Origin of the sequence: Lwoffella lincolnii (assembly GCF_002014765.1) — a bacterium.
Taxonomy (GTDB): Bacteria; Pseudomonadota; Gammaproteobacteria; order Pseudomonadales; family Moraxellaceae; genus Psychrobacter; species Psychrobacter lincolnii.
In genome coordinates this window covers 39179-63333 of sequence record NZ_MUYT01000006.1, presented here as the reverse complement: position 1 = coordinate 63333, position 24155 = coordinate 39179, and the positions used below count along the sequence as shown (strand labels likewise).

Below are 24155 nucleotides of genomic sequence, written 5' to 3'. Positions count from 1 at the left end.
AAATTTCTCTTTGGCCATGGGGCTATTCCTCTTGATGTTAGGTGAGAGATAAAATTAAAATTTTTACTTAAGCTTATCGCTTCAATATTAAAACGATAAGCCAAATTACTGCTTTTAGATGATTAATTACTACTGATTAATGATATGAACTGGCTTGTTCTTATCCTTACTCGTCATCATCATCTTTTTTGCCATTGTATTTAGAAATGATTTCATCAGCAACAGATTTTGGAATTTCTGCGTATTTTTGGAATTCCATTGAGTATGTGGCACGACCTTGCGACATAGAGCGAAGTTGGGTTGCATAGCCAAACATCTCTGCCAATGGCACTTCTGCACGAATTTGCTTAGTCCCACCAGGCAAGTCATCCATGCCTTGAACCATACCACGGCGACGATTTAAGTCACCCATAATATCACCCATGTAGTCTTCAGGTGTTTCAACTTCAACTTTCATGATGGGTTCAAGCAGGGCAGGACTGGCATTCATAAAGCCTTTTTTAAAAGCGATAGAGCCTGCCATCTTAAATGACAATTCATCAGAGTCAACATCATGGTATGAACCATCATATAAAGTGGCTTTAACACCCACCACTGGGTATCCAGCCAAAACGCCGTTCTTCATGCGTTCTTGGATACCTTTATCAACCGCACTGAAGTATTCTTTTGGCACAACACCGCCAACAACTTCTTCTGCAAATTCATACTCAACTTCACCAGCAGGATCAAGTGGTTCAAGCCGTATCCACACATGACCGAATTTACCACGACCACCAGTCTGACGCACAAATTTACCTTCTTGCTCGACGGTTTGACGGATGGTTTCACGATAAGCAACTTGGGGCGCGCCCACATTGGCCTCTACGTTGAACTCACGCTTCATACGGTCAACAAGAATTTCCAAATGAAGTTCGCCCATGCCACTGATGATGGTTTGACCTGACTCTTCGTCTGTGTGTACACGGAACGATGGGTCTTCTTTTGCCAAGCGGTTTAATGCAATTGACATTTTTTCTTGGTCAGCCTTGGTTTTTGGTTCAACTGCCAATGAAATCACTGGGTCAGGGAATTCCATACGCTCCAAAGTGATGACATTTTCTTCATCACATAGGGTGTCACCTGTGGTCACATCTTTTAGACCAACAAAGGCGACGATGTCACCTGCACGCACTTCGCTGACTTCATTTTGTGAATTGGCGTGCATCTCAACGATACGACCAATGCGTTCACGCTTCATTTTCACAGGGTTATATACGCTATCCCCTTGCTTGGCAACACCTGAATAAACACGAATAAAAGTCAAATTACCGACATACTTATCATTCATGATTTTAAAGGCTAATGCTGAAAACGGTTCATCATCTGATGATTCACGAGTAGCAACCGTTTCATCTTTATCATCTAAGATGCCTTTGATGGCGTCAACATCATTGGGTGCTGGTAAAAACTCGATTACCGCATCTAGCATGCGTTGTACACCTTTATTTTTAAAGGCTGTACCACATAGCATGGGTTGAATCTCAGTGGCTAGCGTACGCGCACGAAGACCTGCGATGATGTCTTCTTTTGATAAATCACCTTCTTCTAAGTATTTATCCATAAGCTCTTCAGAAGATTCAGCGGCAGCTTCCACCATGTTATTACGCCATTCATTGGCGGTTTCTTCCAAATCAGCAGGAATGTCTTGATAATCAAATTTCATGCCTTGGGTTTCGGTGTCCCAAATGATGGCTTTCATTTCAAGGAGGTCAACAACTCCTTCAAAGTTCTCTTCTGCACCGATAGGCACAACGATGGGAACAGGGTTGCCACCAAGGCGAGTTTTTACCTGCTCAACCACACGGAAGAAATTAGCACCCGTTCTGTCCATTTTATTCACAAACGCAAGACGAGGTACTTTATATTTATTGGCTTGTCTCCATACGGTTTCTGATTGAGGCTGTACACCACCAACCGCACAATACACCATACAAGCACCATCTAGCACACGCATAGAACGTTCAACTTCAATGGTGAAGTCAACGTGGCCTGGGGTATCGATGATGTTGATGCGATGTTCAGGGAATTGATTTGCCATACCAGACCAAAAACAAGTAGTGGCAGCAGAGGTGATGGTGATACCACGCTCTTGCTCTTGTTCCATCCAGTCCATGGTGGCAGCACCTTCATGCACTTCACCAATTTTATGGCTTTTACCTGTATAAAACAAAATACGTTCTGTGGTGGTGGTTTTGCCAGCATCAATGTGGGCAGAAATACCGATGTTACGGTAGCGTTTTAAGGGCGTTTTACGAGCCATAGTGTTATCCTAAGAGTGGTATGTTAAAAGCGGAAATGTGAGAACGCTTTGTTAGCATCTGCCATACGGTGTACTTCATCACGTTTTTTGACAGCGTTGCCTTTACCTTCGGCAGCGTCAGCCAGCTCACTCGCCAAACGTTGTACCATCGATTTTTCTGAGCGTTTTTTGGCAGCTTCCACCAACCAACGCATTGCCAAAGCGGTACGACGGGAGGGACGTACTTCCATAGGCACTTGGTAGGTTGCACCACCCACACGGCGAGATTTAACTTCAACCATGGGGCGAACAGCTTCTAGCACTTCTTCAAAAAATGCAACAGGGTCTTCGATATTTTTCTTGGTTTTAACGGTGTCTAATGCACCATATACGATGCGTTCTGCAACAGATTTTTTGCCGTCAACCATCACTTGGTTGATGAATTTGGCAAGGGTTTGGCTGCCGTATTTTGGGTCAGGTAAAATTTCACGGGCAGCAACGACACGACGTCTTGGCATGGTTAGTTTCCTTATTCTTCAGGACAGTCTGGCATTCACAAAATCGTGCTTATCAAACATCTTGGTTATTAAGTTGTTAAGATGATGGCTTTATCAAGCTCAAGCAAGATGGTTATCAGCCAGCCTTACTGCATATATATACAAAACTGCATATATATACAAAAAAATATGCAAAAAAAAATTTATCATCAAATGATGACGGTGATAGGGTGATTGATGGACAAAAACATACGCCATTGGTATTTTATGCCTTAGGCTTTTTCGCTCCATACTTAGAGCGACCTTGCTTACGGTCTTTCACGCCAGCTAAGTCTAAAGCACCACGGACAGTGTGATAACGCACACCTGGTAAATCTTTAACACGACCACCACGGATAAGCACCACGCTGTGCTCTTGTAGGTTGTGGCCTTCACCACCAATGTAGCTAGATACTTCATAGCCAGAAGTCAAACGCACACGGCAGACTTTACGCATGGCTGAGTTGGGTTTTTTGGGTGTGGTTGTGTAGACACGAGTACACACACCACGGCGTTGTGGGCATGCTTGCAACGCAGGAACTTTTGACTTTTCCTTGATGGTTTTGCGACCCTTACGAATTAATTGGTTAGTTGTTGCCATAAGGCATCTTTCTCCCGTTGAGTGAAATAAAAACTGGGTGAATTGGCTTGAAATGTTCATTTAAACTAAAATCACCCATTTTTAGGACAATATATTATAAGGATGTCAATGATGTTTATCAACCTTTTATTTTATCAACCTTGGATTAAGACGTTGAGGCATCACCACCACGATTGTCATCGTTCGCATTGTCATCGCTGTTGACATCATCATTATCGTCATCATTTAAGTCATCTGCCATCTGTTCGTTACGCTTATCGGTTAAACTTGCCAATTTAATTTCAGGAGCAAAGGTGGCTTGAGCCACGCCAATGACTTCTTCAATGAGTAGGCTATTGTAGTGACAGCCTGCAACAACCGCTGTCATGGGGAATATTTTTTTTGCCCAACCCATGCTTAGGTTTTCTAAATCTAAATTCATTTTTTCTATGAGCAGGTCGATTTGTTCGGCATAATAGCTGACACTACCACCAGCAAATGCTTGGTTTTTTAATTCATGATGCAGCCCATTTTGTTCAGCATTGTCGACCATTTTACCTGCCACACCAAGCCCTGCTAAGATGGCTTGTTTTTCTTGCATTTTGCTTAAATTACTGGCAGCAATGACAGCGTAGGCTTTATTGATGCCTTCTTTACCTATCAGTGGTTGGTCATAGACGGCCGCCAGTTGATAGGTGGTGCGCAGTGATACAAGCAATAGCCACAAGGTATCTGCTAACATGCCTGGCAGTCCTGCCAATCCTGTCAGGCCGCCCAATGTTGCCAATGCTCGGTTTTGATTAGCGATGTCTCGTGCCAAGGTGTGACGGTCAATGTCTGATAGATGCTGTGAGTTTAGACGCTGTTCTTGGTTTAAGTCCAGCTGACTCCAGTTGGCGGCTAAGTGAGCAATTTGCGAAAATATGGCATCAACTGCTTTTTCAAAGGTGCTGTCTGGCACGACTTTTTTGATGTATTTGCCATAACTGGCAAAGCGGTTACCCACCAGTTGAGCTGATGTGCTGATGGTTTGGTCACGAAATAAGTTAGCTTTATCAACAGATAAATCGGCAGCATGGAATTTATGGGGAGTTTCTCGTTTGATGTTAAAGGATTCAATGAGTGAGCCTAGGTTTTCTAGTTGGTCACGAGCAAACATACCCAAATTTACCAATTTGCTTTTTTTATCAAGGTTGTTGGTCTGATTGTCGGTTTGGGCAGTGCGGTCATTATCGGTCATAAGGTTCTCCAAAATTAGGGTAACACAGTTAGTCCATTTGATTATGGAAATTAGTCTGTATAATTGTCATGATAATAAGTTCAGGACAATAATTGCAAGGCAGAGTATGTTACCAAACACATATAATTAGTAACGAAATTTTGAGTAATGACAATTTTGTTTGTTTGTTCTTTATATAAATGCCACAAAATATAAACGCCACAAACATGATTGAGCAAAATTAACTTTTTACCAAGATTGCTTAACATATCATACTGCACTGCTACTTAACTCTCTATATATTTAGGTTACTTAACATGCTACCTACTTTTCTTCATTCATTTGAGTGTGAGTTTTTATCTGCTTTTTGTGCGCCTAAGTTATTACAGCGGTTAATGATTTATCAACGTTACCACAATTTACCAATAACACCCATTTGGCTTAATCATCACACAACAGATGAAGCAAGCCAGCAATCGCATTCGGTGATTGGTCTGTTGCCCATGGTCAGTTTTCTTTATGAACGGTGTGATACGCTTTGTGCTAAGGCAGTTTTATCTAAACAGATATCCAGGCAAATGCAGGTATTTACAAAATGCGTTATCCATAGTCATGCAAATATACAAACTTTAAAACAATGGCAATCAGCAAAGACGGTAACTTTTACTCAGGCATCTGATTATCATCATTATTTATTAGATAACAAAATAAATATATCGCAACTATCAAACAGGTCAATCAACCAACAAATTATTAAATTTGAGTTAAGCCATGATGACGCTGGTTATCGACAGTTTGCTGATTATTTAATGGCATATTGTTGCCATCAGGATTATGTATCAATAAACAACACATCAAATAAAATAAATAAACCACCAAACACAGGTTATCATCATGGGTTGATGGGATTTATCAGTTATGACGCATCGGTAATTTATTTGACAAATGATTTTACAGAACAATCAAAGCAAATAAATCAGCCACAACCATTGGCATATTTTGGCCATTATCCTTTATTTTTAAGTGTAATGACTTTAAAAGATGGTAATAATCACCCCTATTATAAATGGAAACTGCATGCACAAAATGCGTGGGCAGTTTCCTTAATAGATGATGTGGTGCAATTACTAAAGGACATGTTAACTTTATCAACGTCCATCTTGACAACTTTGTCATCTCATGAACAAAACATGTCTAAACAAAGTAAGCAAGCAAGCCCACCACCATTAATACTCACACCATTATGGACAAAAACTGATTATCAACATGCTTTTGATAAGGTACAAGCACACCTACACGCAGGAGATTGTTATCAAATTAATTTAACCCAATGTTGGCAAGCTAAATTACCAATAAAAGCCAATGGTGATTTGTGTCAGTTAGTGGAATACTTACCTAAACTGCATGGCAGCACTCACGCTCCTTTTGCAGGATATTTGATGCTGGCAAATACGCCATCATTTAATCATGACTGTAAATACTTTGAGTTATTAAGTTGTTCGCCTGAGCTGTTTGTGCAGTTTCAATTTACGCTCGATGGTTTAAGCCCTTTAAAAATTACCACAAAACCCATCAAAGGCACACGGCCCAGAGGTAAGACATTAGCCGAAGACCAAGCTTTGTACAACGAGCTGTTAAATAGCCAAAAAGATTTGGCAGAAAATGTGATGATTGTGGATTTGTTGCGTAATGATTTGGGTAAATATGCCCAAACTGGCAGTGTTACTGTGCCAAAGCGATTTGCTATAGAAAGTTTTAGTAATGTTCATCATATGGTCAGCACCATCACCGCCACATTAAAGCAAGATGTGCATCCCATTTGGGTATTATTTGATAGCCTGCCTGCTGGGTCAATTACTGGCACACCAAAAAAACGCTCGGTAGAGCTTATTCACCAGCTAGAGCTTATGCCTAGAGGGGCATATTGTGGCACATTGGGTTATCTTAATTTTGATGGGACGGGTGTGTTTAATGTGTTGATACGTACCTTACAAGCAAAAAATGACGGCACTGTACAATTATGGGCTGGTGGTGGCATTACTGTGGCATCTGATTGTGAGTTGGAATGGCAAGAATGCCATGATAAAGTGGGTAATTTATTGAACATTTTGTCCAATTAGATAGCGTCATTAACCAGATAAGGCAGTGTATGGCATACCATCATTATCATGGTATGTGTGCGATGGTTTAATTGATGTTGACTGTTGCCATCATGATTATTACTATGATGCAATCAAAAGGAGGTTTTATGTCGCCCACCAGTAATCATCAGTTTGCCAATAATCAGCTTGCTAATAGTCAACTTGCCAACCGCCTGGCCGATGTGGTCAATGCCACAGATAACGTTCCTACCCAAGACCAGGTGCTTGATAGCGACAAAGATGCTCCGCTATTGGCAGAAACTAAGCTGTTAAGTGAGTTGATTGTTAAAGTCATTGAATCACAAACTTCTCAGTTAGTGACTAATTTGGTGCATCAACTGTTATCTGGTGATAATCCCAAAACCACCATCACCGAAGCTTTGCCAAAACTGGACGAGACGCAAACCGAAAACTTAATTCGAGCGTGTGGGCTGTTTGCTCAAATGTTTAACATCGCTGAAGACCGTCATCATGAACGTCGTCGTGAAGCATATGAACTGGCGGACACTGTTTCACCCAATAGTTTTGCTGGTGTATTAGCAGATATCAAAGCTCAAGGAGTCCAAACAGAACAGTTGCAACAACAGTTAGAAACAATGCAGGTAAGTGCTGTCTTGACGGCTCATCCCACTGAGGTTCAGCGACAAAGTGTGTTGGGAATGCACCGCAAAATCCGCCAATTATTAGACAAACACAGCCACACTCAAGGCAACAAGCAACAACGTATTAAAGACAAGATAACTACTGTATTATTGGCACTTTGGCAGACTAATGAAACTCGCCATTTCAAAATCACAGTAGATGATGAAATTCAAAATGACATCGCTTACTTTGACTTAAGTTTTTTTCAGGCACTACCCAATTTATATGCAGATTTACAGCGACAGTTGAATGAACATTACCCCAATGCTTGGATACCAGAGATGATTAATATCGGTGGTTGGATTGGTGGAGACAGAGATGGTAATCCTTTTGTCGATGCAGACATTTTAAAAAAAGCTTTTACCAAACAGGCTCAAACCGTATTTTGCTTTTATCATAAAGCATTATTGTCATTGTATGATGAGTTACCATTATCCATCAAACGAGTACAAGTAGATAAAAGTGTCTTAAAGATGGCAGCCATATCACCTGATATGGCAATCTCTCGTACCGAAGAGCCTTACCGCCGTGCCATTGCGTTGATGATTGCTCGCTTAAATGCTTGTGCCGATAACCTTGGCTTATCACTTCATTTTACCTATCAATTTAAGTCTTATCATGATTCTGTTAACAAGAATAATGAAATAGCAAATAATGCAACTAACCCACAAGGATACCAAAATAGCGAAGCATTTTTGGCAGATTTGAAGTGCATTAAAACATCTTTACTCAGTCATGGTAGTGGCGAATTAGCACAAACAAATCTTGATAATCTTATCCGTGCAGTATCAGTATTTGGTTTTTATTTGATGCCACTGGATTTACGTCAACACGCTGGTATTCACACCCAGACGGTACATGAGTTATTTGAAAAAGCCGACTTGGAAGATTATTTATCATTATCTGAGTCAGCACGACAACGAGTACTGTTAAGAGAGTTAGCAACTGCCCGTCCACTTTATAATCGTTATCTCAATTATAGTAAACAAACTCAAAAAGAGCTTGCCATCTTTATGCAAGCTGGCAACATAAAAGACAACTATGGTGAGCTTGCCATTACTCAAAGCATCATCTCTAACTGTGAATCCTTAAGTGATTTGTTGGCATTATCATTACTGATGAAAGAGACGGGGCTGTTAATCATCAAAAATGGCAAACCGCACAGTCGAATCAACATTGTGCCTTTATTTGAAACCATTGATGCTCTTAAAACCTGCCATCACATCATGAATAATCTTTTTACCATACCATGGTATCGCCAGCTATTAACCAGTCGAGATAACATTCAAGAAATTATGCTTGGCTATTCAGATAGTAATAAAGATGGTGGCTATGTTACCAGTCAGTGGTCATTATACCAAGCTGAAGCAGAGCTGGTGAATATCTTTGCTCAACATGGTATACGACTGCGTTTATTTCATGGACGTGGAGGTAGCGTGGGGCGTGGGGGTGGTCCATCATTTGAAGCAATTTTAGCACAGCCAGCAGGATCGGTAGCAGGGCAGATACGCATCACTGAACAAGGGGAGACCATCACCGCCAAATATGCCGATGCCACCAATGCCGAACATAATCTTGAGGCTTTGGTATCTGCCACATTAAAAGCCACTATATTGCCAAATACCACGTTAACCCCCGACCATAATCTGATGCAAACATTCTCACAAGCGGCATTTGTGCATTATCGTGAATTAATCAGTAATCCTGCGTTTATTGATTATTTCATGCAAACCAGTCCCATCACTGAAATTGCCAGCTTAAATATTGGCTCTCGTCCCGCCAGTCGTAAAACATTATCTTGCATTCAAGATTTACGAGCCATTCCTTGGGTGTTTTCTTGGATGCAAAATCGGCTCATGCTCCCTGCATGGTACGGCTTCGGTACAGGAGTACAAACCTTGCTAAAAGATGATGCTCATAATCTTCAAGTACTACAACATCATGCCAAGCACAGTGCTTTTTTTTATGCCATGCTATCTAATATGGAACAAGTGCTTGCTAAAGCTGATTTAACCATTGCTGAAAGTTATCTTGAGTTATCAGAAGACCAAGCCTATGCTAAAGTCATCTTTAGCAAGATAACCGATGAGTTTAACCTTAGCAAACAAGCCTTATTAGACATCACCCAACAAACACATCTACTCACCAGCAACCGATCGCTTGCTCGTTCACTAGCGTTGCGATTACCTTATTTAAATGCCCTAAACTGGTTACAAGTATCATTACTTAAAGAACGTCGAGGGCAGGGTAAACAAAAACCATCATCATTATTTGCTCAAGGAGCAAGTTTTGATGATGAGCGTTTATTAAAATTAACACAATTAACCATCAATGGAGTGGCGCAAGGACTTAGAAATACAGGCTAATCCCAGTAATGAGCCAACGAGAGATAAAATCAAGCCCTAAATACACCCCAAATAAAACCATCGCAACCATATAAACAGTAACCACATGACCATAACAACCACCAAAAACATGACAAATGATATCTTATTGGGCGATGACATTGATGCCGTAACCACCGCTGTGGTACTGGCAACGTTTGGTCATCAAGTGCAGATTTACAGTCACAAACAACGACTACAAGCAACCTTAGAAAAATACAGTTTTGAGCATCAGGTGATGGCGTTATGGCAGTTGTATGTGAATAAAGGGTGTATTGAATTATCCCAGCTACCCCAAAAAATTCATGCTGATGATGCTGACATATCCGTTTGGCAAAATATTTGTCAATCAAAGGTTGAAGCGATTTGGTGGTTTGTGAATGACACCATTCAAGCCAATCAACAGCTGGTCAATCAACGAAAACAAGCTCAACACGACGCCATTGATTGGACAAAAAATGACTGGACAGATGCCATGGTTACGGCTTGTAACACCAGCGAACACCAGTCAGTTGCCATTGTGTTATCAGGCAAACAACCCATCGGCTATTTTCATCAATTATCACAACAATTACACCGCCCTTGGGTGTATTATGTGCCGTTTGTATTTTTACAAGATGGTCAAGCATATCACTCAATGCTGTCTCCATTTTTATGGCTATTGGGTGAAAAAACACCCAACAGTGGTCAACGGGTGTCTTCTTTGACTTTATTGCAAAATCATGCCAAACAAAGTGAAGTGGCGGATATCAATACCATGGAGTTTGCTCGCAGTGGCATCATGGCGATGCTTGCCACTCGGGTCAGTTATATGAATGAGCTGTCAAGACTGGCAGACGCACATAAAGTAGACATCACACGCATCAGTCACATCATGGGATTAGACAGTCGCATCGGAGCAAGCTATTTACAAGCTGGTTGGGGCTTTGGTGGGCGAACGCTTCCTGTCGAGATGCAGCTGATTAAGCAAAGTTTTGCACAGACACACACTGACAGTCAGCTCATCACTGCAGTAGATGCCATTAATGAAGACCAAAAAGAGCTGATATTTCGCAAGTTCTGGCAGTATTTTGATGGTTTGATAGATAATAAAACCGTACTGATTTGGGGTGGCAGTTATAAAGCAGGCTCAGGACGCACACAAAACTCTGCCATTCATCCGTTATTGCGTTTATTATGGTCGTATGACATTCAAACCTTAGTGTATGCAGATAAAGCCACAGAAGAATTGCGATTGACTTATCTACAATCAGAACAATCACAACCAAATCAACCACAATCGGTTAAGCCAAAACTGACGTTGTTACAGCACCCTTATGAACGCATCAATGATGCCCATGCGTTATTTGTGATAAGCTGGGATAACGCTCAGGCGGTGCAAGTGGCTCGCATCAATGACGTGGCGATTCCAGTATTTGACGCAAAAAATTGTTTCAGCACATCTCAAGTTGCTCAGTTGGTGGGGGACTATGTGGGCATGGGCAGATAATTTAATGTGAGCATGGGTTAGTCATGCTTCGCTTTCTTTGGTCAGTGATTCAATCAAGGTTTCCATGCACATATGCCGTGAGCCTTTAAATAATAAGGTGGCTTTGCTGGTTTTTTCTTGGTTGATGCGTGCTTGTAAAGCAGTGAGTAAATCCGTTTTATTATCAAAAGCAACCGCCTCGATACCGCCCACTTCATTTGCCCCTTTGATGGTATATGGGGCAAATTCCCCAACGGCAAATAAGGCATCAATACCAACAGTGGCAATGGTGCGTCCTAAAGCTTGGTGTTCGGCAACTGCTGCCTTGCCAAGCTCGCCCATGTCGCCCAATACCAAAATCTTATCCCCTGTTTGCGATGCCAATACTTTGGCAGCAACACGAACAGAATGGGGATTGGCGTTATAGGTGTCATCAATCAAGCGATGTTTGCCAAGTAACTGACTGCTTAAACGGCCTTTTGGTGGGCGGGTCTGCTCAAGGCCTATGATGATGTCTGCGATGTCAATACCCACAGCATAAGCACAAGCAGCAGCGGCTAAGGCATTATTGACATTATGTTCACCAGATAAAGGCAGTTTTACGTGATGAGTAAAATGCCCAAAATGCAACATAAATTCACTGCGTTCTGGCTCAACTTCCAAGTGACTGGCACTGATGTCTGTGTTGCCAAAACCGATGACATGGCTGGTATGTTGTTCAGCGACTTTACGTAATTCATGACTAAAGTCATCTTTATCGGGGACAATGGCATGTTGTTTGTCGCTTAAAGTATGATAAATCTCAGCTTTGGTTTGACAAATACCTTGACGACTGCCAAACTCGCCCAAATGTGCCGTCCCAACATTCAGCACACAAGCCACATCAGGACGGACAATATTGCTGGTGTAAGCAATCTCACCAATGTGATTTGCCCCAAGCTCTAGTATTGCATATTTATGTTGGTCGGATAATTCTAGGAGCATCATGGGTACGCCCAAATCATTATTAAGATTACCACGAGTAATTAAAGTCGGAGCAAGACGGCTAAAAATACTACCAAGCATCTCTTTACACGTGGTTTTACCACTTGAGCCTGTGATGGCGATGATGGTAACACCACGATGAGCCATACGGCGATGAGCCGCCAACAAACCTAGGGTAATGCGAGTGTCTTCAACGACCAACTGGGGAATATTGATGGAACTCGGACGCTCAACAATGACAGCCACTGCCCCAAGACTGACTGCCCTATTGATATAATCATGCCCATCAAAGTTATTACCTGATAACGCCAAAAAAACATCACCCGTCTGTAGTGTGCGAGTGTCTGTTGAAATACGACCACTGGCAAAAGATGGCATTGTGTCATCGGCAGTCAGCCATTTGCCATTCATCGCTTTGGTGGCAGTGAGTAGATTATCTGCTTGCCAAATATACAACCCTTGACTGTTCATGGTGTTTTGTTTGGTGTGTTTCTGACCATTCAATTGCTGATTGGCAAGTTGCTGATTGGCGTATTGACCATCGGTTTTCGTCATAGGGCATTGTCCTTATTATGATTATGTTGACCATCTGATGTTTTTAACATTCACGTTTTTAACATTCACGTCATTGTTATCATCAATCACGTCCGCTCACACAAATGTCCCCATCTCGCTTGCTTGTTTTTCTAATTTTTTGAGTTTCTTTTTACCCAACCCGCCAAGCACGTCGATGGCATGACGCAAGCGTACCAGTGTCATGTCTGCACCGATGACAAACATGGCGTTCATCACAGGGGTAGATGAAGCACTGCCTGCAATCGCCACAAAAAACGGGGCCATCATGTCTCGCAATTTGATGTCCAATGCCCCACTCAGTCCTTTTAAGGTGGCAAATATGTTGTCTTCTGTCCATATTGGCAAGGATTCAAGTTGCCATGTGGCAAGTTGTAAGATGTCCATAATTTGCTCTTGGCTTAAGGTTTTATGCTCAAAATCGCCCGCTGTGATGGTCGGCAGATTTTGAAAATAAAACCCTGCCCAATTAACCGCATCAGAGAGCAAATGAATGCGTGGTTGAATGGCGGCGGCGATGGCGGTCAGTTTATCGCTATCATTTGCCCAGTTTAGGATTTTATTTTTTAGCTGTTCTGGGGTCAGCTCACGCAGATATTCGCCATTAAGCCAGCTTAACTTGTCAGTATCAAAGATGGGTCCACCCAATGACACTCGTTTAATATCAAAACCATCAATCATCTCATCTAGACTAAATTTTTCTTGTTCAGATGGCAATGAATATCCCATACGACCCAAATAATTAAGCAAGGCTTGTGGTAAAAATCCTGCATCTCGATAATAGGTGATGGATGTGGGGTTTTTTCGCTTAGACAACTTGGATTTATCAGGATTACGCAATAAAGGCATGTGGCACAAAACAGGCATTTCCCAACCGAAGTATTGATACAACAACTGATGTTTGGGTGCAGAGCTGATCCACTCTTCACCACGAATGACATGGCTAATCTGCATCAAATAATCATCGACCACATTGGCAAGATGATAAGTTGGCATGCCGTCCGTTTTTAGCAACACTTGCATATCCACTTGTTCCCAAGGAATGGTTACTTGCCCACGGAGTATGTCATCAAAGGTGCAATTGCCTTCGCTTGGCACACGCATACGGATAACAAAAGGTTTGCCTGATTCGGCAAGTTTGTCCGATTCTTCTTTGGATAAATGGGCATAGCGTCCGTCATAGCGAGGGGCTTCACCTTTTGCCATTTGTTCAGCACGCATGGCATCGAGTTCTTGTGGGGTGCAAAAACAACGAAACGCATGTCCATCATTCAACAATTTTTCGGCATACTGCTTATAAATATCACGACGCTCACTTTGGCGATAAGGAGCGTGTGGACCTCCCACGTCAGGACCTTCTGACCACTCAAGCCCAACCCATTTTAGGGCATCTAAAATCATCTGTTCTGATTGGCTGGTTGAGCGAGTTTGGTCGGTGTCTTCGATGCGTAAAATAAATTCACCACCATAAGCTTTGGCAAATACCAAATTAAATAAGGCAATATACGCCGTTCCCACATGTGGAAATCCTGTCGGACTTGGGGCGATGCGGGTTCGGACAGGACGGTGATTGACAGTGGCTGGTTGCTGATTGGGTTGGTTGGCAAGTGTGGACATGATGGCTCTTTGGTTTGTTAAAATTGGGTTGTTAAAGTTGGTTTACTGACATTGAATTGGTTAAAAACATGAATTGGTTAAAAACAAGCGTGATGGCTTTATTATACTGGTTTCGTAAGATAATTTCATGTTTGCTTGCCAAAACCTGTTTTTGTTCAGATTATCACCATAAAATTCACCATTTACTCTTGACCAATGATAATTGTGCGTCATAATAGTAGGTTGTATAAATTTTAGCCAAAATGTGCCTGCCTGATTTTGATGTGTGTTCTGCGATGAATGACCACTTGCCTAATGATTGCCTAACTGACGATGCCTGCTTGACTGGCAAGGATGTCAGCGATGATTTTGTTCACAATTTTGCTCACAAAGATTTTACGCACAAAAGTGTGTTGTTGTCAGAGACGGTGGCAGCAGTGCTTGGGGTGAATGATTTGGCACATGCCAATTTAGCCACAGGGACATTTGTTGATGCAACTTTTGGGCGTGGTGGGCATAGCCGTTTGTTATTAAAGCATTTACATGACGATGCTCGTTTATTGGTGTTTGATAAAGACCCAGAAGCGATTGCAGTGGCACAGGCATTGGCTGGTCATGACCCCAGAGTGAAGGTGATACATGACAGCTTTGCTCATTTAACCCAACAGTTACAACGACTGGGCATTGAGCATGTCGATGGCATCATGGCGGATTTGGGGGTGTCATCGCCCCAGCTTGATGATGCCAGTCGTGGCTTTAGTTTTATGCGTGATGGGGCGGTGGACATGCGAATGGACACCAGTCAAGGGCAGTCAGTGGGAGAATGGCTATCATCAGTAGATGAGACAACACTGGCAAACATACTGTATGAATACGGTGAAGAACGCCACAGTCGCCGTATTGCCAAAGCGATTAAACAAATGGATAGCTATTCATCAACACTTGAGCTTGCTGAAGTCATCAAACAGGTTCACCCTAACTGGCAAAAAGGCAAACACCCTGCCACACAAAGTTTTCAGGCGATGCGAATTTTTATTAATAATGAGCTTGGTGATATTGACACATTTTTGCACCAAAGCATACAGGCATTAAACACAGGTGGACGGCTGGCAGTCATCAGTTTTCATTCATTAGAAGACAGACGCATCAAGCAGTTTTTGCAAAACCACAGCAAGGGGCAATACCTTGAAGATACCATCTTACCCATACCCCCAAAACGTCCAAAGTACTTTGCCAAACCCAAACGCATTGCCCCAAGTCGCCAAGAAATGCACACCAATCCCAGAGCCAGAAGTGCTTGGTTGCGGTTTGCGGTGCGTTCTGATGTCCGCCATCAGATGGGGTGATTTGACAGTTTTTTAAAACAACCCATTTTTAAAACAGCCCATCAGCCCATTTTTTCAAAATAACCAAACAGCCGTTGAGATGTTATTGAGTAACCCCACACCATGACCAACCACCACCACACCCATTCATTTAAATACGATGGGCTTGCAAACAAACCCCACACACAAGTCTCCCATCATAACGCCCAACACGATGGTTCTGACCTTGCCGATTTGTTGTCACACCGTTATCGGGGGGTGAGCATTTATTTGGTGGCAATGATTGCCTTAGTCATTGGCATCATTGGCACGGGCATCAACATTGCTGAACAAACCATGCAATATCGTCAAGATTATCAAACCCTAAAAAACAAAGAAAAAACGCTCAGTCAATTACAAATCGAACACCAACGCCTATTGATTGAACAACAAACCTTCAGTGCCACCCCACAAATCGCCGCCCGTGCGGTGGCCCAGTTGCGTATGTATTCACCCAAATTGTCCGAAAAACTCATCGTCCAACCCGTCAGCATCAAAGGCATGCCACAAACAACCACACCCAACCAAAATCAACACCGCCAAAACCAACACCACCAAAATCAACAAAACATTGCTCAGTCAATCAACAACAAACCAAAGGCAGGGCAATGACCATGGCAAAGCAACCCACAAACCCAAATGGCAAAATAAGCCATACCCACAAAAAACCAGCCAACCAAACAGCAAAAGCAACCAAAGTAACCAAACTTTTGAAGCGAAACTCACCATCAACATCACCAACAGGGGCTAAACAAACAGGAACAAAACAAACACAGACAAGTTCTCAAAATAAGACAAATACAAAAATCTCTTGGCTAAATAAAGTCAAACGTGAACCAACCAATGACGCTCGTCTGACAAAACGTAAAAAAAACAAGCACGCTGATGACAAGCGAGGACGGTTGGCTCGTTGGTTCATATATGAGTCATCAGGAGCATCTACCTTAGGCAACCATCAAACTGATAAATTCCGCTTTTATTTTATGTGGGGAGTCAGCGCGTTGCTGTTTGCCATCTTAATCAGCAAGGCATTTTATCTGCAAGTCATCAACCCCAAGTTTTATCAAGACAAAGGCAACCAACTTATTCACAGTGTCAGCACACAAACCGTCTATCGAGGAATGATTGTTGACCGCAACGGATACCCTTTGGCAATCAGTGCCCCACTGTCTACGGTATATTTTAGCCCCCACGACTATGCCCGTGATTTTTATGAACTCAAAAAACAATGGATTGACAGCAAACCTGGCGAAACCAAAAATAACTTAGCCAAAAAAATGCAACAGATGGATTTAAACAACTTAGCAACCGCCGCCAAAGTCGATGTCAATGCCCTAAAAAAAAGCGTCAATCTGCGTGATGACATTGATGTGCATGACGATGATGCGGTTAAATCTGCCTTACCATCAGGGGCAGGGTCACATTATTTTTTGTTGTTTAACAAAGTTACCCCAGAAATTGCCAAAAGCGTTACTGATTTAAAGTTTTATGGCGTATATGAAGATAGGCTCACACGCCGTTATTACCCACAATCACAGCCCAACGCACAGCTCATAGGCTTTATGGCAGAAAGTGCAAGCGATCCCAAAAGTGGCTATCGAGGACGGGCAGGTATCGAACGCCAGTATGATGACGTACTGGCTGGTAAAGCAGGCAAGGTATTGGTGGTCAAAGATGGCAAACGCAACACGTTGCAAGAAGTGGCACAGATTGAACCAGAGGTGGCAGGGCAAGATGTTACCTTAACCATCGATTCTCGCTTACAATATCTGTTATATAAAGAGCTTGAAGCAGTCGGCAAATACCAGCAAGCCATGTGGGCAACGGGCATTGTGGTCGACATCAAGACTGGTGAAATATTGGGGTTATCGTCATGGCCATCTTTTAATGCCAACAACTTATCTGAGATGACAGGAGAAAGTCAACGTAACCGAGCCTTATTAGACAGCTTTGAGCCAGGGTCGGTGATGAAACCATTTACTGTTGCTGCGGCATTGGCGTCAGATAAATATCACAAAGATTCGCTGATTGATACATCACCAGGCTTTATTCGCATTAAAGGACATACGATTAATGATCATGGCAATCTTGGCACAATCAGCTTTGCCACACTATTACAAAAATCCAGTAATGTTGCTTCCACCAAAATTGCCCTATCGTTACCCAGTGATGCCATCAGTAACATGCAACATAAATTTGGTTTTGGGCAAAAAACAGCCTTAAACTTTCCTGGTGAACAAAAAGGCACGGTTGTTATCCCCAAGGATAACGAAACCGCCCGCCGTGCCACAGTCAGCTATGGTTATGGGTTAGAAGTTACCTTAGCACAATTGGCTCAAGCCTATGCCACATTAGGTAATGGTGGCATTAAAGTGCCACTTAGCCTGATTAAATCTGACCCATCTCAAAACACATCGAACACAACCCCATATCAGCCAAAACAAGACAAGCCCAAAATGGCACTAAGCCCAACACAAGTCATCAGCCGTGCCGATGCCAACGCCATTGTTGATATGATGGAAGCAGTTACCCTACCAGGAGGAACAGCAACATCAGCTGCCATTGATGGTTATCGAGTGGCAGGCAAGTCTGGCACATCACGCCGTGTTAACCCAAAAGGGGGGTATTTTAGCGACCAGTATCGCACCGTTTTTGCTGGCGTTGCTCCTGTGTCTAACCCACGTTTGGCGGTGGTCATCTCAGTAGAGAACCCACAAAAGCAACACTATGCAGGTCAAGTAGCCGCTCCTGTCTTTCATAACGTCATGCAAGAAGCCTTACGCCTGTATGATGTGCCATATGACAAACCATTAAAATCCGCCACAACCTCATCATGATGAGCAATTAAATCCATAATAGCATAAAAAAACATTCCTAGAATTAAGAGTTTATAAACCATGAAAAAAGAAATTGTTAATAATTTACTCAATACCATTTTAAAAGGCGATTGTATTGAGCAATTAACAACTGTGCCAAGTGAAAGTATTGATTTAATCTTTGCTGACCCTCCTTATTTTATGCAGACAGAGGGTGAATTATTACGCACTAATGGGGATAAATTTGCAGGCGTTGATGATGCGTGGGATAAGTTTAATGATTTTTCAGAATACGATTCTTTTTGTGAATCATGGCTAAAAGAATGCAAAAGAATCCTTAAACCTACTGGCTCTATTTGGGTTATCGGCTCATTTCAGAATATTTATCGAATCGGCCATATCATGCAGAATTTAGATTTTTGGATTTTAAATGATGTGATTTGGAATAAGACAAATCCAGTTCCAAACTTTGGCGGTACAAGATTTTGTAATGCTCACGAAACCATGCTATGGTGTTCAAAAGGCAAAAAAAATAAATTTACTTTTAATTACAAAACAATGAAACATTTAAATGATGACAAGCAAGAACGCAGTATTTGGCAAATATCATTATGTACAGGAAGTGAAAGAATTAAAGGGGAAGATGGTAAAAAAGCCCATTCCACACAGAAGCCTGAAGCCCTACTTTACAAGGTGATTTTATCATCTTCAAAACCAAATGATGTCGTGCTAGACCCATTTTTTGGAACGGGGACAACTGGGGCGGTGGCTAAAGCATTGGGACGCAATTATATCGGGATTGAGCGAGAACAAAAATACATTGATATAGCCGAAAAAAGGCTTAGAGAAATCAAGCCAAAACCTAGCGATATTGAACTGCTTTCTTTGGAGACAAAACCTCCAAAAGTACCAATGAAAACACTTATTGAATCTAATTTTTTGAGTGTTGGACAAACTTTATTTGATAAAAATAAAAATGAAATTTGTATTGTTACCCAAGACGGTAATGTAAAAGATAATGAAGAAACCTTGTCAATACATAAAATGAGTGCCAAACATCTAAAGAAAATAAATAATAACGGCTGGGATTATTTTTATTTGTTTAGAGATGGTAATTTTATTACCCTTGATAGTTTAAGATATGAATACACCAACCAATCAGGCAAACCCCATGAATAATGAAATTTCAGACCTAATAAACCAAGCGGTTTCTAATATTTTAATCAATAGCAGTAGTGAAAATAAACTAAAAAATTTGATTAAAAAGCATGAACTAAAAATACATTTTATACCAAGAAATTACCGTATTTTTGGTGGTATATTACAAAGTATGAATATCCAATTTGGGAACTTTTTAGAAGAGTTTATGACTCTTCTAATAAAATCTGACGGTAGATATGAAATTCTAGAAGATTATAGTGGCAAAAAAAGCAATAAATTTCAATTATCCGCACAAAATGACAATCGAATAGACCAGTTCATAAGTTTATGCCAGTATAGCAATATAATCAATCTTGATGAAGAATTTCTAAAACTTTTAAATGAAATTAAAAATGATGATGATTTAAATCTTTCTTCAATCAGTCATGATATTGATATTTTATTTAAAAATAAAGAAACAGGTATCGTTTATTATTTGGAAGTCAAATACAATGATGACCACGATACGGGAAAATTTGTTGATATAAACAGAAAATTCATTAAAACATATGCTTATTTGGTTCGTGAACTTCCAAACACACAAATTAAACCGATACTTTTCTTTTTTAATAACAAGAAAATGAAGGGAAATATTTATGTTCCAGAAAATACAAACATCAGGCGTGGTAAATCATTTTTTGATGAGTTTTTGAAAATTAAATATGAAGATGTTGACTTGTATATGCGTACTCTTTCAGAAAGCTCAGAAAATATCAAAGCCTTTGATGATTTGTATAGAAAAATAATGGCGATAAAGTAGAGAGCTTGGATTTAAATATTGATGATTTCATCACCAAAGTAAGCAATCATCTTGTTGGTAAAAAGTAGCAAAAATTTACGTAAATATAATATATGGTTGTTTAATGTCATCATGATTCAACAAAAATTCCCCACAAGGACACCGTATCATGCCAATCACCCTTGCCCAGCTTTTTGACCACCCATCATTACATGCGATGAATACCGATGGCCTACAACACGCATTAGCACCCATTTGGCAGGTGGCGTTTGATGGCTTTTGTTTGGACTCACGACAACTGCCCAGTCAGTCGCCACAATATGATAGTAAGCATGATGACAGTAAGCATGACAACAAGCCAGCTTTTGTCTTACTTGCCAGCACCACACAAGACATGGCACGCAGTGCTGAATATGCCAAACAGGCCTTACCAAACACCGCTTTTATTTTAAGCGAGATTGACCCAATATTGTTAGTAAAACATTGTCCACAACTGTCAGATTACCCCCATATCGTACACACACCTGACATTCGTCAATTTTTGGGCAGTATGATGGCCGTTTTTCTATCAACCAAACACTCAACTAAAAACCAAGCAAGCACCCCCTTACCCACTGTGGTGGCAGTAACAGGTACGAATGGTAAAACCACCATCACCCAGCTGGTTGCCCAACTGATGCAAAGCATGGGCAATACCAGTGCAGTCATGGGAACAGCAGGTAACGGCAAACTTGGCTCACTGACACAAGCCACCCATACCACAGGTGATGCCTTGGCGGTACAACAGTTTTTTTATCAAATGGCACAAGATGGCGTGTCAATCTTGGCAATAGAAGCCAGTTCACATGGGCTTGACCAATACCGCTTGCAAGGTCTGCCCATCAAAGTTGCCATTTACAGCAACTTAAGCCGTGATCACATGGATTATCACGCCAATATGGACGAATACGCCATCGCTAAGGCACGGTTGTTTGACCGTTACCATTTCCCAAGCCTTACCCATGCCATCATCAATGCCGATGACACTTATGCCAACTTGATGATAAACACTGCCAAACATGGCGGACTGACGGTATGGACGTATTCTTTAGTCAAGGACAAAAGCATTGGCAAAGAAACAGATGCTCACTTTGTCGCTACCGACATTCAGCCAAGCCTGACTGGCACACAAATACACCTTAACAGCCCCTTTGGTCAGCTGACAGTCAACAGCCCATTGTTGGGTCGGTTCAATGTTGCCAATTTATTGGCAGCCATGGCAACATCGACTGCCTTGGGTGTGTCATTAGATGCTTTACCGACACAAGTCAGCCAGCTCAAAGGGGCGGACGGACGCATGGAGCAAGTGTCAGTACCAATGGCATCACCGATGGGGTGTTTTATTGTGGATTATGCCCATACACCTGATGCGTTAACGCAAGTGCTTAGCAGTCTAAAACCCCATTGTATGGGTAAACTTTGGGCAGTGTTCGGTTGTGGTGGCAATCGAGATAAAGGCAAGAGACCACTCATGGCACAAGCAGGTCTGGCAGTGGCGGACAAGGTGGTATTGACTTCTGACAACCCCAGATATGAAGACCCCAATCAAATTTTAAATGACATGCAAACAGGCATGACTTGTGAGCAACATTATAAAACCATCATCGAAGCTGACCGCAGACAAGCAATTGAATATGCGGTACGCCATGCCAAAAAAAACGACATCGTGGTCATCGCTGGCAAAGGACACGAAACCTATCAAGAAATCCAAGGGGTGCGTCATGATTTTGATGACCGTCAAGTGGTCAGCGAACTTTTAAAAATCCATCACCAATAGCTTAGAACCTATTGCTAATCAGCCATGCTTAATCAATCACGCTTAATCTGTCTCGGTTATTATCCACCGTCTTTTGCCCAATGCCTTTGACCTTCGCCAGCTCATCAACATTGGCAAAACCACCAAACATCTCACGATAAAGAATGATTGCTTGAGCCTTGCTTGAGCCAATGCCCTCTAATGTGGTCAATGTGGCTTCATCGGCACGGTTAATATTAACCATCGGACGATGCTGTTCATCATACTGCATGCAATCGCTCTTGAGCAATGACGTGAGCATAAGCGGTGTGTATGTCAGCATGGCATTGATGGTTGCTATGATGACCACCATGTTTCAGATTTTTATTTGCTAAAACCTTGCCCATATCAGCAAACGCACCAATGGGTAATGTGATGAACAAAGCAAATAGAAACAAAACAACCAAAAATGACACATTGGCAAACAAGACATAAAAAGCAGACATTCGACAGCCTTTTTTTAGCTGTTTTTGATGCCAATATTTGGTTATTATTTGTGTCATGATGTCTGTCTTATGAGGTCTGTATCATGATTGGGTTAAGGATTTTCAAGGTCTTTTGCTTGTTCCCACAGAATATCCATGTCGCTAAGGGTGCTATTTTCAGGGGTTTTGCCAATTTTAGCCAGTTCTTGTTCGATATAAGCAAAGCGTGAGCGAAACTTATGCACACAACTAAGTGTTGCAATCTCTGCATCTAATCCCAATTTGCGAGCAATGTTCACCAAGGCAAAAAAGCAATCGCCCATTTCTTTGTTCATCGCTTGTTTGTTCATCGCTTGCTGTTGATTATCGCACTGCTCTTGATTCAGTCTTTGCCTATCTTTAATCAGGGCTTTTAATTCGTCAATTTCTTCTTGTAGTTTGTCAATGGCATCAAACACCCCCACATCATCATCGCTCCAATCAAAACCAAGTTTGCTGGCATGGTGTTGTAAAGCTTGGGCTTGCATCAATGCTGAGCCTGCTTTGACCTTATCCAACTGACTGACTGCCTTGCCACGAGCCAGTTTATCTGCCAATTCTTGAGCCTTAATGCTGTCCCAACGCTGTTTAACAGCGGCTTCATCGGGTAGATTATCGGCATCAAACACATGTGGATGACGGCGGATAAGCTTCTGTTGCAAGGTTTGGATAACATCTGCCATGCCAAAACGCCCTTGCTCAGCATATAATTGACAATGAAAAACCACTTGTAACAACACATCACCCAACTCAGACTTTAATTCCTCATCATCTGTGCCACCGTCTTGCAAGTCAGCTTGTACTGCTTCTGCCAGCTCATAAGCTTCTTCAATGGCATAAGGAATCAGACTTTGATTGGTCTGTTTGATGTCCCATGGACAATCCGCTCGTAACCGTGCCATCAATGACAGTAAGTCAACAAGTTGTCCTGTGGCAACTGGGGGATTATCAGCAGTCGGTGTGGGTGCGGTTACCACAGTGGTTATGTTGGTGGGTGGGTGAATGTTGGCGGGTGGGTGAACTGAGTGGATTAATGAGTTGATTAAATTGATGTGGTTAGCTTGATTGGTCATCACAATACCTTTGTTAATCACAATGCCTTTATTAATCACAATGCCCTTGTTAATCGTGCCAATGACGTTAAACAAAAGACGTTAAGCAAAAAATGTAAAATGCCATTTAAACAAATTTTTGCACAAAACACACACATAGCAACAGGATAACATGCCAATTTATAGCAATATGTGCTAAAGTAGACAACGGTTTAAGAGCGGTTTAAGTAAAGTCGATGATGGTTCAAGTGTACTAGGTTCAAGTGTACCAATTTGAATTGAACT

The 24155-nt window shown here is 41.7% G+C and carries 18 protein-coding genes; 9 read left to right on the top strand and 9 right to left on the bottom strand.

The features are described from left to right. Window positions 1-166 precede the first annotated feature (166 nt). The 4 genes from fusA to B0682_RS05350 form a co-directional block, all read right to left on the bottom strand. Window positions 167-2299, bottom strand: coding sequence for an elongation factor G (fusA, locus tag B0682_RS05365; RefSeq protein WP_078307178.1), 2133 nt, complete (start codon window positions 2297-2299; stop codon window positions 167-169). Between the two features lie 23 nt (window positions 2300-2322). Next, window positions 2323-2796, bottom strand: a complete 474-nt coding sequence (gene rpsG / locus B0682_RS05360) for a 30S ribosomal protein S7 (RefSeq protein ID WP_078307176.1) — start codon at window positions 2794-2796, stop codon at window positions 2323-2325. A 244-nt stretch (window positions 2797-3040) separates the two neighbouring features. Further along, window positions 3041-3415 carry a 30S ribosomal protein S12 gene (gene rpsL / locus B0682_RS05355; protein WP_078307175.1) on the bottom strand — a complete coding sequence of 125 codons (375 nt, stop codon included), beginning with the start codon at window positions 3413-3415 and terminating at the stop codon, window positions 3041-3043. Between the two features lie 145 nt (window positions 3416-3560). Continuing rightward, complete coding sequence (locus B0682_RS05350; protein ID WP_078307173.1) at window positions 3561-4634, bottom strand: EcsC family protein; 1074 nt, start codon at window positions 4632-4634, stop codon at window positions 3561-3563. Window positions 4635-4930: 296 nt separating this feature from the next. Between B0682_RS05350 and B0682_RS05345 the strand changes: the two genes are divergently transcribed. The 3 genes from B0682_RS05345 to B0682_RS05335 all read left to right on the top strand — a co-directional run bounded on the left by B0682_RS05345 (window position 4931) and on the right by B0682_RS05335 (window position 11269). Then, window positions 4931-6733: an anthranilate synthase component I family protein gene (locus tag B0682_RS05345; protein ID WP_240494880.1), complete on the top strand. Its 1803-nt coding sequence runs from the start codon at window positions 4931-4933 to the stop codon at window positions 6731-6733. Between the two features lie 128 nt (window positions 6734-6861). Beyond that, complete coding sequence (gene ppc / locus B0682_RS05340) at window positions 6862-9762, top strand: phosphoenolpyruvate carboxylase (protein ID WP_078307198.1); 2901 nt, start codon at window positions 6862-6864, stop codon at window positions 9760-9762. An 85-nt stretch (window positions 9763-9847) separates the two neighbouring features. Beyond that, complete coding sequence (locus tag B0682_RS05335) at window positions 9848-11269, top strand: UDP-glucose/GDP-mannose dehydrogenase family protein (protein ID WP_078307171.1); 1422 nt, start codon at window positions 9848-9850, stop codon at window positions 11267-11269. Window positions 11270-11290: 21 nt separating this feature from the next. Here the strand turns inward: B0682_RS05335 and B0682_RS05330 are convergent, their stop codons facing one another. Together B0682_RS05330 and gltX are read right to left on the bottom strand one after the other, a co-directional pair. Next, window positions 11291-12787 carry a UDP-N-acetylmuramoyl-tripeptide--D-alanyl-D-alanine ligase gene (locus B0682_RS05330; protein ID WP_078307169.1) on the bottom strand — a complete coding sequence of 499 codons (1497 nt, stop codon included), beginning with the start codon at window positions 12785-12787 and terminating at the stop codon, window positions 11291-11293. A gap of 96 nt (window positions 12788-12883) precedes the next feature. Then, window positions 12884-14422: a glutamate--tRNA ligase gene (gltX, locus tag B0682_RS05325; RefSeq protein ID WP_078307167.1), complete on the bottom strand. Its 1539-nt coding sequence runs from the start codon at window positions 14420-14422 to the stop codon at window positions 12884-12886. Window positions 14423-14697: 275 nt separating this feature from the next. On the opposite strand from gltX, the gene rsmH reads away from it, so the two are divergent. The 6 genes from rsmH to B0682_RS05295 all read left to right on the top strand — a co-directional run bounded on the left by rsmH (window position 14698) and on the right by B0682_RS05295 (window position 22336). Beyond that, a complete protein-coding gene (gene rsmH / locus B0682_RS05320) occupies window positions 14698-15747 on the top strand; it encodes a 16S rRNA (cytosine(1402)-N(4))-methyltransferase RsmH (RefSeq protein WP_078307165.1) in 1050 nt (349 codons plus the stop codon). A gap of 102 nt (window positions 15748-15849) precedes the next feature. After that, window positions 15850-16377: a cell division protein FtsL gene (locus tag B0682_RS05315; RefSeq protein WP_078307164.1), complete on the top strand. Its 528-nt coding sequence runs from the start codon at window positions 15850-15852 to the stop codon at window positions 16375-16377. Between the two features lie 2 nt (window positions 16378-16379). Continuing rightward, on the top strand, window positions 16380-18602 hold the full coding sequence (locus B0682_RS05310; protein WP_078307196.1) for a peptidoglycan D,D-transpeptidase FtsI family protein: 2223 nt from the start codon (window positions 16380-16382) through the stop codon (window positions 18600-18602). Between the two features lie 60 nt (window positions 18603-18662). Beyond that, window positions 18663-19760, top strand: a complete 1098-nt coding sequence (locus tag B0682_RS05305; RefSeq protein ID WP_078307162.1) for a DNA-methyltransferase — start codon at window positions 18663-18665, stop codon at window positions 19758-19760. Beyond that, window positions 19753-20541 (top strand): HinfI family type II restriction enzyme, encoded by a 789-nt coding sequence (locus B0682_RS05300; protein WP_078307161.1) that lies wholly within the window; start codon window positions 19753-19755, stop codon window positions 20539-20541. Before B0682_RS05305 ends, B0682_RS05300 begins: the two co-directional genes overlap by 8 nt. A gap of 145 nt (window positions 20542-20686) precedes the next feature. Further along, window positions 20687-22336: a UDP-N-acetylmuramoyl-L-alanyl-D-glutamate--2,6-diaminopimelate ligase gene (locus tag B0682_RS05295; RefSeq protein ID WP_420845506.1), complete on the top strand. Its 1650-nt coding sequence runs from the start codon at window positions 20687-20689 to the stop codon at window positions 22334-22336. Between the two features lie 28 nt (window positions 22337-22364). On the opposite strand, the gene B0682_RS09545 is transcribed toward B0682_RS05295, so the two are convergent. From B0682_RS09545 to mazG, 3 genes are read right to left on the bottom strand one after another with little or no spacing between them, the layout of a single operon-like run. Next, entirely contained in the window at window positions 22365-22586 is a 222-nt protein-coding gene (locus B0682_RS09545) for a ComEA family DNA-binding protein (protein WP_240494879.1), read from the bottom strand. Continuing rightward, the gene (locus B0682_RS05285) at window positions 22576-22857 is read right to left on the bottom strand and encodes a hypothetical protein (protein WP_078307158.1); all 282 of its coding nucleotides are present in this window, start codon (window positions 22855-22857) and stop codon (window positions 22576-22578) included. The genes B0682_RS09545 and B0682_RS05285 overlap by 11 nt, the downstream gene beginning before the upstream one ends. A gap of 35 nt (window positions 22858-22892) precedes the next feature. Further along, the gene (mazG, locus tag B0682_RS05280) at window positions 22893-23891 is read right to left on the bottom strand and encodes a nucleoside triphosphate pyrophosphohydrolase (RefSeq protein ID WP_078307192.1); all 999 of its coding nucleotides are present in this window, start codon (window positions 23889-23891) and stop codon (window positions 22893-22895) included. Between the last annotated feature and the right edge of the window lie 264 nt (window positions 23892-24155).